Below are 13,259 nucleotides of genomic sequence, written 5' to 3'. Positions count from 1 at the left end.
AGGTCCATGGCCGTACAACAGAATAAACCAACCCGTTCCAAGCGTGGCATGCGCCGTTCACACGATGCACTGACTACGTCTGCTCTGTCCGTAGATAAAGTTTCTGGCGAAACTCATCTGCGTCACCATGTGACTGCTGACGGTTACTACCGTGGTCGCAAGGTAATTGCTAAGTAATTCTGGCCGCGAAGCTAGGTATTACTTTGACACGTGTGACCCTGGCTGTTGACGCCATGGGCGGGGATTTCGGTCCCCACGTGACAGTGCCTGCAGTTCTGCAGGCACTGGGCATTTATCCTTTCTTAGATATCTATCTTGTCGGGCTTCCTGACACCCTCCAACCATTACTTGTTACAGCAGATTCCTCTGTGCTAAAACGCCTTCATTGCGTCGAAGCTGAGTCTGTTATTACCAGTGATGTAAAACCCTCATTGGCTATTCGCCAAAGTAAAAACAGTTCAATGCGCCTAGCCTTAGAGTTAGTGAAAGATCACAAAGCGCAGGCTTGTCTCAGTGCTGGGGATACCGGTGCACTGATGGGCTTAGCATTGTTATTACTTAAACCGCTGCCACAAATTCGCCGTCCGGCTTTGATGACGCTACTTCCTAATGCGACAGAAGGGCAGACCGTCATTTTGGATATTGGCGCGAATATCGAAGCTGATAGCGAAATGTTGCTGCAGTTTGCTTTGATGGGCACGGTAGTGGCGCAACAAATGTTAGCCATCGCTGAACCCCGGGTGGCGTTGCTCAATGTTGGTCAAGAAGAGAGCAAAGGGAAAGAATCTATCCGGCAAGCCGCGAAATTATTACGGCAACAGAGCGTGATCCGCTATACTGGCTTCTTAGAAGGAAGTGAATTACTGACAGGTCAAGCTGATGTCTTGGTCTGTGATGGGTTCAGTGGCAATGTGGCATTGAAGACGTTAGAAGGAGCTGTAAGATATTTTCTTCAACGTGCAGGGCGTAGCCAGTCCATCTGGCGGCGGCTTACCCGAACACTGCTTTCACCAAACACCAGTAAGATTGATCCAGATAAGTATAATGGTGCATTTTTATTAGGGTTGTCGGGCGTGGTCATTAAGAGCCATGGGGCAGCGAATCAGCAAGCTTTTTTAGCGGCAATTGAACAGTCAATATTGATGGTGCAGCGGCAACTCTCTCAGCGAGTCGCCGGCCAATTAGCCACTGTAGTAGCCAGGAGTGACAGAACATAAATGTTTAGCAAAATTATGGGTACGGGTAGTTATCTACCTGAACAAATCCGCACTAATGCAGATTTAGAAAAGATGGTTGAGACGACCGACGAATGGATTGTCACTCGTACCGGTATCCGTGAACGTCGTATTGCGGGTCCCGATGAAAATGTGGCGACTATGGGTTTCCATGCTGCACAAAAAGCCATTGAGATGGCGGGTGTCGATAAAAATGACATCGGATTAATCATCGTCGCGACCACTTCATCAAGTCATGCTTTCCCAAGTTCGGCTTGTATGATCCAACAAATGCTGGCGATCACCGACTGTCCTGCGTTTGACTTAGCCGCCGCCTGTGCGGGATTTACTTACGCACTGAGCGTGGCCGATCAATATATTAAAAATGGTGCAGTGAAACATGCGCTGGTCATTGGGGCTGATGCCTTAACGCGTACCCTCGATCCTACCGATCGTGGCACCGTGATCCTATTTGGTGATGGTGCGGGGGCAGTGTTGCTTGGACAGAGTGAGAGTGCAGGAATTATCTCAACCCATCTGCATGCCGATGGAAGTTTTGGACAATTACTGACCTTAGGTTATCAAGACCGTGAGCATCAAGATCAGCCTGCTTATTTAACCATGGCTGGGAATGAAGTGTTTAAGGTTGCGGTCACTGAATTAGCCCACATTGTCGAAGAAACATTGGAAGCGAATGGAATTGAGCGTTCAGAGCTTGATTGGTTAGTCCCACACCAAGCCAATTTACGCATTATTAGTGCTACGGCTAAAAAATTACATCTGGGCATGGATAAAGTCGTGGTGACGCTTGACCGTCATGGTAATACGTCAGCGGCATCCGTCCCGACGGCACTCGACGAAGCCGTGCGAGATGGACGTATTCAACGGGGGCAACTGGTTTTATTAGAAGCCTTTGGCGGTGGTTTTACTTGGGGCTCTGCCCTGGTTCGTTTTTGATTGACAGGTATCCTTTATGACACACTTTGCTTTTGTTTTTCCCGGTCAAGGTTCGCAAACTGTAGGGATGTTGGCAGAATTAGCCGCTGAACATCCGGTGATTGAAGCCACTTATGCGGAAGCTTCGCAAGCACTTGGTTATGATCTTTGGCAACTCGTGCAGCAAGGCCCTGCGGAAGAACTCAATAAAACCTGGCAAACTCAGCCAGCGTTACTCGCCGCCTCAGTCGCGTTATTTCGTCTTTGGGAGCAACAGGGTGGCGCACAGCCTGCTTTACTCGCGGGGCATAGCTTAGGGGAATACTCGGCATTAGTTTGCGCTGGGGTGATTGCTTTTGACGATGCTATCCGTCTAGTCGAATTACGTGGGAAACTGATGCAAGAAGCCGTTCCTGAAGGCACTGGTGCGATGCAAGCGATCATTGGTCTTGATGATGCCGCGATCCGCCAAGCTTGTGAAGAGAGTGCCCAGGGTCAAGTTGTTTCACCCGTTAACTTTAACTCTCCAGGACAAGTGGTGATCGCCGGTAACAAAGAGGCGGTAGAGCGTGCTGGTGCAGCCTGTAAAGCTGCCGGGGCGAAGAGAGCCTTGCCGCTTCCTGTTAGCGTACCCTCGCATTGCGCGTTAATGAAGCCCGCTGCAGATAAGTTAGCGGTAGCCTTAGGGGAAATGACTTTCAGTGAGCCTAAAATTTCTGTGGTCAACAATGTTGATGTAAAATGCGAGACGGATGCGCAAGCAATTCGTGAGGCATTAGTCCGCCAGCTTTACAGCCCAGTCCGCTGGACCGAAAGCGTGCAATATATTGCTGCACAAGGTGTGACACAGCTAGTCGAAGTTGGACCAGGTAAGGTACTGAGTGGACTGACAAAAAGAATTGTTGATACGTTAACGGCGTCAGCGATTAACGATCCAGCTGCATTGACCGCAGCATTGATTAAAGAATAAGAGGAAAAACATGAACTTCAATGGTAAAATCGCACTCGTTACGGGTGCAAGTCGTGGAATTGGTCGTGCAGTTGCTGAAAAATTAGTGGCCGGCGGTGCGACAGTTATCGGTACAGCGACCAGCGACAACGGTGCTGAGGCAATCAGTGCTTACCTTGGGGATAAGGGCAAAGGACTGGTCCTCAATGTGACTGATGCGGCGTCTATCGATGCAGTATTGCAACAAATACGTTCTGAATTTGGCGAAATTGATATTTTAGTTAATAATGCAGGCGTAACTCGTGATAACCTATTAATGCGCATGAAGGATGATGAGTGGCAGGATATCCTTGACACGAACCTTACTTCTGTTTTTAGACTATCAAAAGCAGTATTGCGTGCCATGATGAAAAAGCGCATGGGAAGAATCATTACCATTGGTTCGGTCGTCGGAACAATGGGTAATGCGGGCCAAGTAAACTACGCTGCTGCAAAGGCGGGTTTAATTGGCTTTAGCAAATCACTGGCGCGAGAAGTTGCGTCACGTGGTATTACTGTGAACGTTGTGGCTCCTGGTTTCATCGAAACCGACATGACGCGAGCACTGAATGAAGAGCAACGATCTGGTATTTTGGCAGAAGTTCCTGCTGCCCGTTTAGGGGAGCCTCAGGAAATTGCCAACGCTGTGGCCTTCTTAGCCTCTGACGAAGCAAGTTACATCACTGGTGAAACTTTGCACGTCAATGGTGGGATGTACATGGTCTGATCTGCTTCAAATTATTATTTTTGCGATTTATTGTACAAAAAATACTAATTTGTCGTCAGAAAAGCAGGGAAGTAGTTGCATCTTTTTAAACATTTTATAAACTACGAAAACCGTCGCATTAGCGAGTTTTGATAGGAAATTAAATAGTATGAGCGATATCGAACAACGCGTTAAGAAAATCATTGCTGAGCAGCTGGGTGTTAAAGAAGATGAAGTGATCAACTCTGCTTCTTTCGTAGAAGACCTGGGTGCTGATTCTCTTGACACCGTTGAGCTGGTAATGGCTCTGGAAGAAGAGTTTGATACTGAGATTCCAGACGAAGAAGCTGAGAAAATCACTACCGTACAGGCAGCGATCGACTACATCAATAGCCATCAGGGCTAATGAACACCTTCAGGCGGTCACTCGACCGCCTGAGTTTTATTCCGTCCCACGAAGAATAATTATTCCCCTCCCTGGAGGACGAACGTGTCTAAGCGTCGTGTAGTTGTGACTGGTCTTGGCATGTTGTCTCCTGTCGGCAATACAGTAGAGTCTACTTGGAATTCTCTCCTAGCCGGTCAGAGCGGCATCAACCTGATTGACCATTTTGATACCAGTTCTTATGCAACGCGTTTTGCTGGAACAGTAAAAGATTTTAATTGTGATGAGATAATCTCGCGCAAAGAACAACGTAAAATGGATATGTTTATCCAATACGGTGTTGTTGCGGGTGTCCAAGCATTTCAAGACTCTGGAATTATCGTTACCGAACAAAATGCCCACCGTATCGGTGCCGCAATTGGTTCGGGAATTGGTGGACTTGGCCTGATTGAAGAAAACCATGCAGCCTTGACTAAAGGTGGACCGCGTAAAATCAGTCCATTTTTTGTCCCCAGTACCATTGTTAACATGGTGGCTGGTCACCTGACCATTATGTATGGCCTAAAAGGTCCAAGCATCTGTATTGCGACGGCTTGTACGTCGGGTGTTCATAATATCGGTCATGCGGCACGTATGATTGCTTACAACGATGCTGACGTTATGTTAGCCGGTGGGGCAGAAAAGGGGAGTACTCCTCTTGGCGTCGGTGGTTTCGGTGCTGCCCGCGCGCTCTCAACACATAACGACAATCCACAAGCGGCCAGTCGTCCTTGGGATAAAGACCGTGACGGTTTCGTACTGGGTGATGGTGCTGGTGTGTTAGTACTCGAAGAGTACGAGCATGCAAAAGCACGTGGTGCAAAAATTTATGCTGAATTAGTCGGTTTTGGGATGAGCAGCGATGCTTATCACATGACTTCCCCTCCAGAGAATGGCGAAGGGGCAGCGCAAGCGATGCGTAATGCATTGAACGATGCACAGCTGAATGCTGATGATATTGGCTACATTAACGCACACGGTACTTCAACGCCTGCGGGTGATTTAGCCGAGTGCCAAGCAGTCAAATCAGTCTTCGGTCAACAAAGTAAGGTTATGGTCAGTTCGACAAAATCGATGACTGGACATCTGCTGGGTGCGGCAGGGGCAGTAGAATCGATTTACTCTATTCTGGCCTTGCGTGATCAAGCAATCCCTCCTACCTTGAATCTGGATAATCCAGATGTAGGCTGTGATTTAGATTTCGTTCCGCACATTGCACGTCAGGTTTCAGATCTCGAGTACTCTTTGTGTAACTCATTCGGGTTCGGTGGTACGAATGGTTCACTGATCTTCCGTAAGATCTAAACGCTGACTTTACTAAGAAGCCCGTCTAACGGGCTTTTTTTTTGCCAACGATAGGACTTATAGTATGCAGTTGATCAATGGCGTCAAAACATCTCAACTCTCAAGTCTGGATCGCGGCTTACAATTCGGTGATGGTTGTTTTACCACGGCAAAAGTCAACGCGGGAAAAGTGTGCCATTTAGCACAACATCTTGCCCGCTTAGCACGGGACAGCCAACGTCTTGGTATTCACTTTGACGCGTGGACTCAGCTTGAGCAAGAGATTGTCGCGCTAGCGCAGCACAGTGCCTTAGGCGTGGTAAAGATTCTATTAACGCGCGGCGTGGGGGGACGAGGTTACAGTTCAGCAGGCTGTACTGACACGCAACGTATTCTTTCATTAACCTCCTATCCTACTCACTATGCAGCGTGGCAACAGCAAGGGGTCACCTTGATCACTAGCCCAATTCCTTTAGGGAGGAACCCCTATTTGGCAGGGATCAAGCATTTGAATCGCTTAGAACAAGTGCTGATTAAAAACCACCTCGATAGCCAACAAGCTCAAGAAGCCCTGGTCCTAGACTCGCAAGGACATATTGTGGAGTGTTGTGCTGCCAATATTATTTGGCGTAAGGGGCTACAGCTTTTTACCCCGGCGCTCACTCATTGTGGCGTAGAGGGCATTATGAAAGGCTTAGTGATTGAAGCCTTGCAGGCAGAAGGGTACCATTGCAGCCACGTCATCCAAGCGCCTGCGGCGCTTGAACAGGCTGATGAAGTGATCATCTGTAATGCATTGATGCCAGTGCTTCCCGTCACCGGTATTGACCAGTGGCAGTATCAACCCGGTGAAGCGATGGCAACACTGATTAAATTAGGATTTACTGCGAGTTAAGTTATGCAGAAAAAAAGTAAGGGCCTGATTGGTCTCGTAATCTTGTGTGTAATATTGGCTACAGCAGGTTTGTGGCAAGTCAAGCGCTTCGCTGCGCGCCCTCTATTGATCCAGCAAGAGACGATCTATACCTTACCGGCCGGGGCTGGGCGTGTAGCACTAGCGCAGCAACTTGAATCACAGCACATTGTACCGTGTGGCCCTTGGTTTGGTTGGCTGTTAAAAGTGGAACCGCAGCTGGCGAAGTTTAAAGCCGGTACCTATCGTTTAACGCCAGGTATGACGGTGCGTCAGTTGCTCACCCTATTGGCCAGCGGCAAAGAGGCGCAATTTCCAGTCCGCTTTGTGGAAGGACAACGTATCGAGGACTGGCTGAAGACGCTACGAAATGCCCCGTGGGTCACGCACCAGTTAGCGGACGACCAATTAACGACTGTGGCGCAGGCACTGGGGATGCAGCCCTCTGCGTTAGAAGGGGGGTTTTACCCAGACACCTACTACTACACCGCTAAACGCACAGATATCAGTTTATTAAAACAAGCACGTCAGCGTATGGTGCAGTTACAACAGTCGGTGTGGGAACAGCGCGAGGTGGATCTCCCTTACCAAGACCTCAATCAACTGGTGACCATGGCCTCAATTATTGAGAAAGAGACAGCGGCACCCGCGGAGCGCGGAAAGGTGGCCTCGGTTTTTATCAATCGACTACGTAAAGGAATGCGTCTGCAAACCGATCCAACGGTGATTTACGGTTTGGGCAATGAGTATAAGGGTGTATTAACGCGTAGCGATTTAGAAAAGCCCTCCGCGTACAATACGTATGTCATCCCTGGGCTCCCGCCTGGACCGATTGCCATACCGAGTCGCGCCTCACTTGAGGCTGCCGCACATCCAGAAAAAAGTGATTTACTCTATTTTGTTGCCAACGGTCAGGGTGGACACACCTTTACCTCGACCTTAGCCAATCATAACCAAGCCGTTAAAGCGTGGCGTCAAGTTGAAAATGAGCGTAAAACCCGTGAAAAGTAAATTTATTGTGATTGAAGGTTTAGAGGGTGCAGGTAAAACAACGGTACGCGATAAATTGGTTACCGAGTTACAGGCACACGGTATTACCGACATTATATTTACGCGTGAACCGGGCGGAACTCCGCTGGCGGAGGCCTTACGACATCTTGTCAAAGAGGGTATCGACGGCGAGAGCATTACGGCCAATGCTGAGCTACTGCTACTTTATGCGGCGCGGGTGCAATTAGTCGAAACCGTTATTAAGCCTGCCCTCGCCAGAGGGGCGTGGGTGATCGGTGACCGCCATGACCTCTCCTCGCAAGCGTATCAAGGCGGCGGAAGAGGTCTAGACAGTGAGATGATGAGTACGATCAAAAAGTCGGTGTTGGGTGATTTTGCACCGGATATGACGTTATATCTAGATGTTACGCCTGAAATCGGTTTATCACGTGCGCGTGCACGGGGGCAGTTGGATCGCATTGAGCAAGAGTCATTAGACTTTTTTCATCGTGCCCATCAGCGTTATCGAGAACTTGCAGCGAAAGATGCCACTATCTTAACTATCGACGCGACTCAACCACAACAGCAGGTGCAGCAAGCGGTACAAGCCACACTGCGTAAATGGCTTGAGGAACAGCAGTAATGCAGTGGTTCCCATGGTTAACGCCTTATTATAAGCAACTTATTGAGCAGCATCAGGCTCAACAGGCCCATCCTGCGCAGATACTGCATGCTCATGAGGGAATGGGGGCCGAAGCGTTGGTGTGGGGTATTGCGCGCTGGTTACTCTGCGAAACACCCCAAGGTCAAAAAGCCTGTGGTCACTGCCACGGTTGTCAGCTTATGTTGGCGAATAACCATCCCGATTGGTATCACATAGCAGTAGAAAAAGGCAAACAGCTGATCGGTATCGATGTGATACGTGACACCTGCGAGAAAGTATGGCATTCCCCTCAGCAAGGAGGGGCGCGGGTTATCTGGGTAGATGGTGCACAGCGACTCTCCGAATCGGCGGTCAATGCATTGCTTAAAACGGTTGAAGAGCCGCCAACAAACTGTTGGTTTCTCTTCACGACGCCACAGTTAAGTCAATTACCCGCGACTTTACGCAGTCGTTGTGTTGTCTCCAATATCCTCCCTCCCAATGAGCAGCATGGCTTGGCTTGGCTTGGTCGTGAAAGCCAGTTACCCGAGCAAATGTTACTGACGGCTTTGCGCTTATCCGGCGGAGCACCCGCCCAAGCCCTTGCCCTGATCAACGCACCGCGCTGGCAAAGTAGAACGCAATTGGCAGAGGCATTGCGCTCCGCGTTACCGCGACAGCCGATGCAACTGTTACCCTTACTGATTGATGAACCCAGCAGCGAAAAAATCTATTGGCTGATGGCTTACCTGTTGGATGCCCTGAAATTACAGCGTGGCAGCCACACTTGGTTAACCCATGTAGACGGTCATGCGACCAGTCACTATTTGGGCACACTGATGGACGAACAGCGTTTGCAGCGGATAATTGCCCAGTGGCGTGAGTGCCATACGTTGCTCACGCAAACACCACAAGTCAACACAGAGTTGGTGATCAGTGATGTGTTATTAGCTTGGGAAGCCCTGTTAGATAACTAACGTTTAGTCAAAGAGAGAATTATGTTTTTAGTGGACTCGCACTGCCATGTTGATGGCTTAGATTACGAAAAAGAACACCAGAACCTCGCTGAGGTCATCGATAAAGCCCAGGCTCGAGATGTACGGTTTATGTTGGCGGTATCCACTACGCTAAGCGCATTCCCTGCGTTACAACAGCTTACGGCAGAGTATAAGCAAATAGCGCTCTCTTGTGGTGTTCATCCCCTTAACCTCGATGATGATTGGGACGTCGAGCGGCTCCACACACTGGCGAGTGACCCAAAAGTGGTGGCATTAGGCGAAACGGGACTGGATTACTTTTACCATAAGACCCCAGAGCTTTGGGCGATTCAGCAACAGGCTTTCCGTGATCATTTACAGGTTGCTTGTCAGCTTAACAAGCCGGTGATCGTCCATACACGTGATGCGCGTGAAGATACCGTTAAATTGCTTGCGGAAGGTCATGTTGAGCGCTGCGGTGGCGTATTGCACTGTTTCACTGAGGATCGAGACACGGCTAAGAGACTGCTAGACCTTGGGATGTACATCTCATTTTCAGGCATCTTAACCTTTAAGAATGCTGAACAGATCCGCGAAGCGGCACGTTATGTCCCAATCGACCGGATATTAGTTGAGACCGATTCCCCATACTTAGCACCTGTTCCCAATCGCGGTAAACCGAATCAGCCAGCTTATACTCGCGATGTGGCAGAGTACTTAGCGGTGGTTAAAGGCCTTACTGTTGAGCAAGTCGCTGAGCAAACTACGGAAAACTTTGCTAAATTATTTAATATTGCTCGTGAGCATTTAACGCTATCGTAAGATAACTCGCCGTAACGCGGCGAGATGACCTAAAGGAATGATTGACCATGGCAGAAGAGACAATTTTTAGTAAGATTATTCGTGATGAAATTCCTGCGCAAAAACTGTATCAAGACGAATTAGTGACGGCGTTCCGTGATATCTCACCGCAAGCCCCTAGCCATATCTTAATTATCCCCAATATTCTTATTCCTACCGTCAACGATGTCGAGGCCGAACATGAGTTAGCGTTAGGGCGCATGATCACTGTGGCGGCAAAGTTAGCTAAACAAGAGGCCATTGCGCAAGACGGTTATCGTTTGATTATTAACTGTAATCAACATGGGGGCCAAGAGGTCTATCATATCCATATGCATCTGGTAGGTGGAAAACCTCTCGGACCGATGCTTTCACGCTAATGAATCGGAGTCGAACTATGCGCCTTTTATGTGTGCTAGTACTGTCTGTTGTTGGCGCTGTTGCATGCAGCAGCAAACCTCCTGCTATTACTATTTCACAGCCGCTGGTTATGGGATCGGAGGTCTTGTCCGCAGGGATCACCGCCGATGCGCCGGTCATTAACAGTGAGCAAGCCCCTGCTGCCACGACACGCGTTTATAACGACCGCGATGTGCCAATCACTATCCATTACCAATATTTTTGGTACGATGAGCAAGGATTGGATATCCCACCCGGTGCTAAAAAGCAATTCATGCGTGTCCCTGCGCACAGTTCGACCCAATTACTTTCTTCTTCTGGCAGCGTGAATGCTCGTCAGGTTCGTATCGCTATTTCTCTCTGAGGACATTAACGTGACTAAATACTTAAGATATAGCAGCTCACTTTTGTTTGCTTGTTTACTCAGTGGTTGTGTTATTAATCAATCGCAAAAACCCGCGCCTGTGGAGCAGGGAAAGGGTTCAAGCCAGCCACCCTTAACGACTCAGCCAGAACAGAAAACGCCGCCAGTACAGAACCCTCCACCGGTAACTCAGCCGCAGCCCGTACCAGAAACGCCGAAGCTGACCTCCATCGATTGGCCGGCGACAGTACAACCGCTGGTCAGTAAAATGGTGCATACGCAAGGTATTGCGTCCGGCAGCGTACTGTTAGTTGACCACATTAAAAACAGTACCAATGGTTCTATCCAGAGTGACAACGCTAACAGCGCGTTAAATCAAGCCTTATCAGGATCTTCCTTCAACTTAGTCACTGCACAACAGCTGGCTCAAGCGAAGAAAACCTTGGGCATTTCACCTAATGATAGCCTGAACTCTCGAGGTAAGGCGATTGGGCTAGCGCGTAACCTTAATGCACAATATGTGCTTTACACTACGACCCGCGGCGATATTAAAGCGGCTCGCGTCCAGATGCAGCTAATGCTAGTCAATACGGGTGAAATTATCTGGACAGGCAGTGGTAAAGCCAGTTACTAACGCTGATTGGATGCTATTGCCAGGTCTTTCTGGCAATAGCTGGCGAAACCTTCAACGGCGTGATGAAATTCACCGTTTGACACCCGCACAACCACTCCCATTTGTGAACCGTCAGCGTGAATTTCGCATTCTTCATAAATTACGGCATACCGAACTTGCGGGACAACCTATAGGCTATGACTCTGGGAGACTCACCGTGGAGTGGGTAGAGGGAAAACCTCTAGCGACCCAAGCATTTATTCCGCAGAATAGTGAGCTGCTTGCGCTACTGATGCGTTTACATCAGCAACCTTTATTGGGTTATCGCATCCCTTTTTTAGCGTTATTGCAGCGTTATTGGCAACTGTGTCAGCAGCGTCATCCACGGTGGTTAAGGCAATTAAAACGCTTACAGCGTCAAGGTGAACCTCGTCCACTGCGGCTTGTGCCACTCCATATGGACCTACATCCCGGTAATATAATCCAGACAGAGCAAGGGTTGATGCTGATCGATTGGGAATACAGTGCGGATGGCGATATTGCGCTTGAGTTGGCGGCGTTATGTTTACAGGACGCCTCTCAGTCAGAGGGGTGGATTAGCGCTTATGCGCAAGCACTGAAGCTGGATTCTGAGCTTTTGTCGTTACAGGTCAAGCGCTGGCAGCCTTGGTTAACACTGCTGCAAGCCAGTTGGTACCAGCTTAGAGCAGAACAAACTCAACTCTCCACGATGAAACAGCAGGCGGCAGAGAGCTGGCGACACCTTTTACTTTATTGAATTGAGTACGATAGGAAATTACATGAATGCTACCCCAGGCCCGCTAATGTTAGATGTCGAGCAGTATGAGCTCGACGCGGAAGAACGCGAATTACTCAAACACCCACTGACGGGGGGAGTGATCCTCTTTGCCCGGAACTATCACGACACTGAGCAACTCGCACACCTAGTGAAACAGATCCGTCAAGCCTCTCACACCCGTTTAGTGGTCGCCGTCGACCAAGAGGGCGGACGAGTTCAACGTTTTCGCGAGGGATTTACTCAGTTGCCTGCCATGCAGTCCTTTCTCGCCCTCAGTGCTAACCTGGATGACGCAATTCACGTTGCACGGGAAACGGGTTGGCAGATGGCAAGTGAAATGACGGCAATGGATATTGATTTAAGCTTTGCCCCAGTACTGGACCTCGGCCATATTAGTTTAGCAATTGGTGATCGCGCTTTTAGTGATCATAAAGAACAGGTATTGCCCGTGGCGGCAGCTTTTATGGAAGGGATGCACAGTGCGGGAATGAAAACCACAGGTAAACACTTTCCGGGGCATGGCGCGGTAGTGGCGGACTCTCATAAAGAAACGCCGATCGATCTTCGCGAAGCCAATGAAATCCGTCAGAAAGATATGGCAATCTTTCGCTACTTTATCGAAAAGCATCAGCTTGATGCGATGATGCCCGCGCATGTGATCTATCCTACTATTGATGATCGTCCTGCTAGCGGTTCCTCGTATTGGTTAAAAGAGGTGCTACGCGAAGAATTGGGTTTTAAGGGCGTAATTTTCTCCGATGATTTGCACATGGAAGGCGCTGCCGTAATGGGCAGTTATCCAGAACGCGCGAGACAGTCGCTCAATGCAGGGTGCGATGCGATTCTAGTCTGTAACCATCGTCCCGGTGTGATCAGTATTTTAGATGAGCTACCGGTCAGTCAGGCCGCTGGGCTTGAGCGTCTTTATCATCACGGGCGTTTTGACTGGAAAACGCGACAAGATCATCGTCGTTGGCTGACGAATCATCATCAACTGGCGACCTTTCAACAACGCTGGTTGGAAGAAAAACAGAAGCCGCACGACCGTTAACAGCAAGAGGGGGAGCCTGAGTGTTCCCTCTTTCTTATTTTTTCCGCCGTTTTTTCCCCTACCTACCAACGTAATGTATACATCCGTGCCAATCAACTTGATTCAGGTCAAATTTATT

At 49.1% G+C, this 13,259-nt stretch carries 17 protein-coding genes; all 17 read left to right on the top strand.

Translation table 11 applies throughout. The annotated features are described in order from the left end of the window. Positions 1-6: 6 nt before the first annotated feature. The 17 genes from rpmF to nagZ all read left to right on the top strand — a co-directional run bounded on the left by rpmF (position 7) and on the right by nagZ (position 13,141). Positions 7-177 carry a 50S ribosomal protein L32 gene (gene rpmF, locus HH682_RS02510; protein ID WP_048911991.1) on the top strand — a complete coding sequence of 57 codons (171 nt, stop codon included), beginning with the start codon at positions 7-9 and terminating at the stop codon, positions 175-177. Positions 178-203: 26 nt separating this feature from the next. Next, on the top strand, positions 204-1,217 hold the full coding sequence (gene plsX / locus HH682_RS02505) for a phosphate acyltransferase PlsX (protein WP_214235911.1): 1,014 nt from the start codon (positions 204-206) through the stop codon (positions 1,215-1,217). Next, complete coding sequence (locus HH682_RS02500) at positions 1,218-2,171, top strand: beta-ketoacyl-ACP synthase III (protein WP_214235909.1); 954 nt, start codon at positions 1,218-1,220, stop codon at positions 2,169-2,171. A gap of 16 nt (positions 2,172-2,187) precedes the next feature. Then, the gene (gene fabD / locus HH682_RS02495; RefSeq protein ID WP_214235907.1) at positions 2,188-3,120 is read left to right on the top strand and encodes an ACP S-malonyltransferase; all 933 of its coding nucleotides are present in this window, start codon (positions 2,188-2,190) and stop codon (positions 3,118-3,120) included. A gap of 10 nt (positions 3,121-3,130) precedes the next feature. Next, the gene (fabG, locus tag HH682_RS02490; protein WP_214235905.1) at positions 3,131-3,865 is read left to right on the top strand and encodes a 3-oxoacyl-ACP reductase FabG; all 735 of its coding nucleotides are present in this window, start codon (positions 3,131-3,133) and stop codon (positions 3,863-3,865) included. Between the two features lie 148 nt (positions 3,866-4,013). Beyond that, a complete protein-coding gene (acpP, locus tag HH682_RS02485; protein WP_028685983.1) occupies positions 4,014-4,250 on the top strand; it encodes an acyl carrier protein in 237 nt (78 codons plus the stop codon). A gap of 84 nt (positions 4,251-4,334) precedes the next feature. Next, positions 4,335-5,573: a beta-ketoacyl-ACP synthase II gene (fabF, locus tag HH682_RS02480; protein ID WP_214235903.1), complete on the top strand. Its 1,239-nt coding sequence runs from the start codon at positions 4,335-4,337 to the stop codon at positions 5,571-5,573. Positions 5,574-5,637: 64 nt separating this feature from the next. Next, a complete protein-coding gene (pabC, locus tag HH682_RS02475; RefSeq protein WP_214235901.1) occupies positions 5,638-6,447 on the top strand; it encodes an aminodeoxychorismate lyase in 810 nt (269 codons plus the stop codon). A 3-nt stretch (positions 6,448-6,450) separates the two neighbouring features. Then, the gene (gene mltG, locus HH682_RS02470; RefSeq protein WP_214235899.1) at positions 6,451-7,476 is read left to right on the top strand and encodes an endolytic transglycosylase MltG; all 1,026 of its coding nucleotides are present in this window, start codon (positions 6,451-6,453) and stop codon (positions 7,474-7,476) included. Next, on the top strand, positions 7,466-8,098 hold the full coding sequence (gene tmk, locus HH682_RS02465; RefSeq protein ID WP_214235897.1) for a dTMP kinase: 633 nt from the start codon (positions 7,466-7,468) through the stop codon (positions 8,096-8,098). Before mltG ends, tmk begins: the two co-directional genes overlap by 11 nt. Continuing rightward, positions 8,098-9,075: a DNA polymerase III subunit delta' gene (holB, locus tag HH682_RS02460; protein WP_214235895.1), complete on the top strand. Its 978-nt coding sequence runs from the start codon at positions 8,098-8,100 to the stop codon at positions 9,073-9,075. The genes tmk and holB overlap by 1 nt, the downstream gene beginning before the upstream one ends. Positions 9,076-9,096: 21 nt before the next feature. After that, the gene (locus HH682_RS02455; RefSeq protein ID WP_214235893.1) at positions 9,097-9,897 is read left to right on the top strand and encodes a YchF/TatD family DNA exonuclease; all 801 of its coding nucleotides are present in this window, start codon (positions 9,097-9,099) and stop codon (positions 9,895-9,897) included. Positions 9,898-9,944: 47 nt separating this feature from the next. Next, positions 9,945-10,295 carry a purine nucleoside phosphoramidase gene (gene hinT, locus HH682_RS02450; RefSeq protein ID WP_214235891.1) on the top strand — a complete coding sequence of 117 codons (351 nt, stop codon included), beginning with the start codon at positions 9,945-9,947 and terminating at the stop codon, positions 10,293-10,295. A gap of 17 nt (positions 10,296-10,312) precedes the next feature. Further along, complete coding sequence (locus tag HH682_RS02445) at positions 10,313-10,678, top strand: YcfL family putative periplasmic lipoprotein (protein WP_214235889.1); 366 nt, start codon at positions 10,313-10,315, stop codon at positions 10,676-10,678. Between the two features lie 10 nt (positions 10,679-10,688). Then, positions 10,689-11,312 (top strand): penicillin-binding protein activator LpoB, encoded by a 624-nt coding sequence (lpoB, locus tag HH682_RS02440; protein ID WP_338049297.1) that lies wholly within the window; start codon positions 10,689-10,691, stop codon positions 11,310-11,312. Next, positions 11,293-12,069: a thiamine kinase gene (gene thiK / locus HH682_RS02435; protein ID WP_338049296.1), complete on the top strand. Its 777-nt coding sequence runs from the start codon at positions 11,293-11,295 to the stop codon at positions 12,067-12,069. The genes lpoB and thiK overlap by 20 nt, the downstream gene beginning before the upstream one ends. Before the next feature lie 22 nt (positions 12,070-12,091). Continuing rightward, entirely contained in the window at positions 12,092-13,141 is a 1,050-nt protein-coding gene (nagZ, locus tag HH682_RS02430; protein ID WP_420826174.1) for a beta-N-acetylhexosaminidase, read from the top strand. Positions 13,142-13,259: the final 118 nt, after the last annotated feature.

The organism is Rosenbergiella gaditana, from assembly GCF_018494065.1.
GTDB lineage: Bacteria > Pseudomonadota > Gammaproteobacteria > Enterobacterales > Enterobacteriaceae > Rosenbergiella > Rosenbergiella gaditana.
The sequence above is the reverse complement of the archived record's forward strand: the minus strand, read 5'-3'. Positions and strand labels throughout refer to the sequence as shown.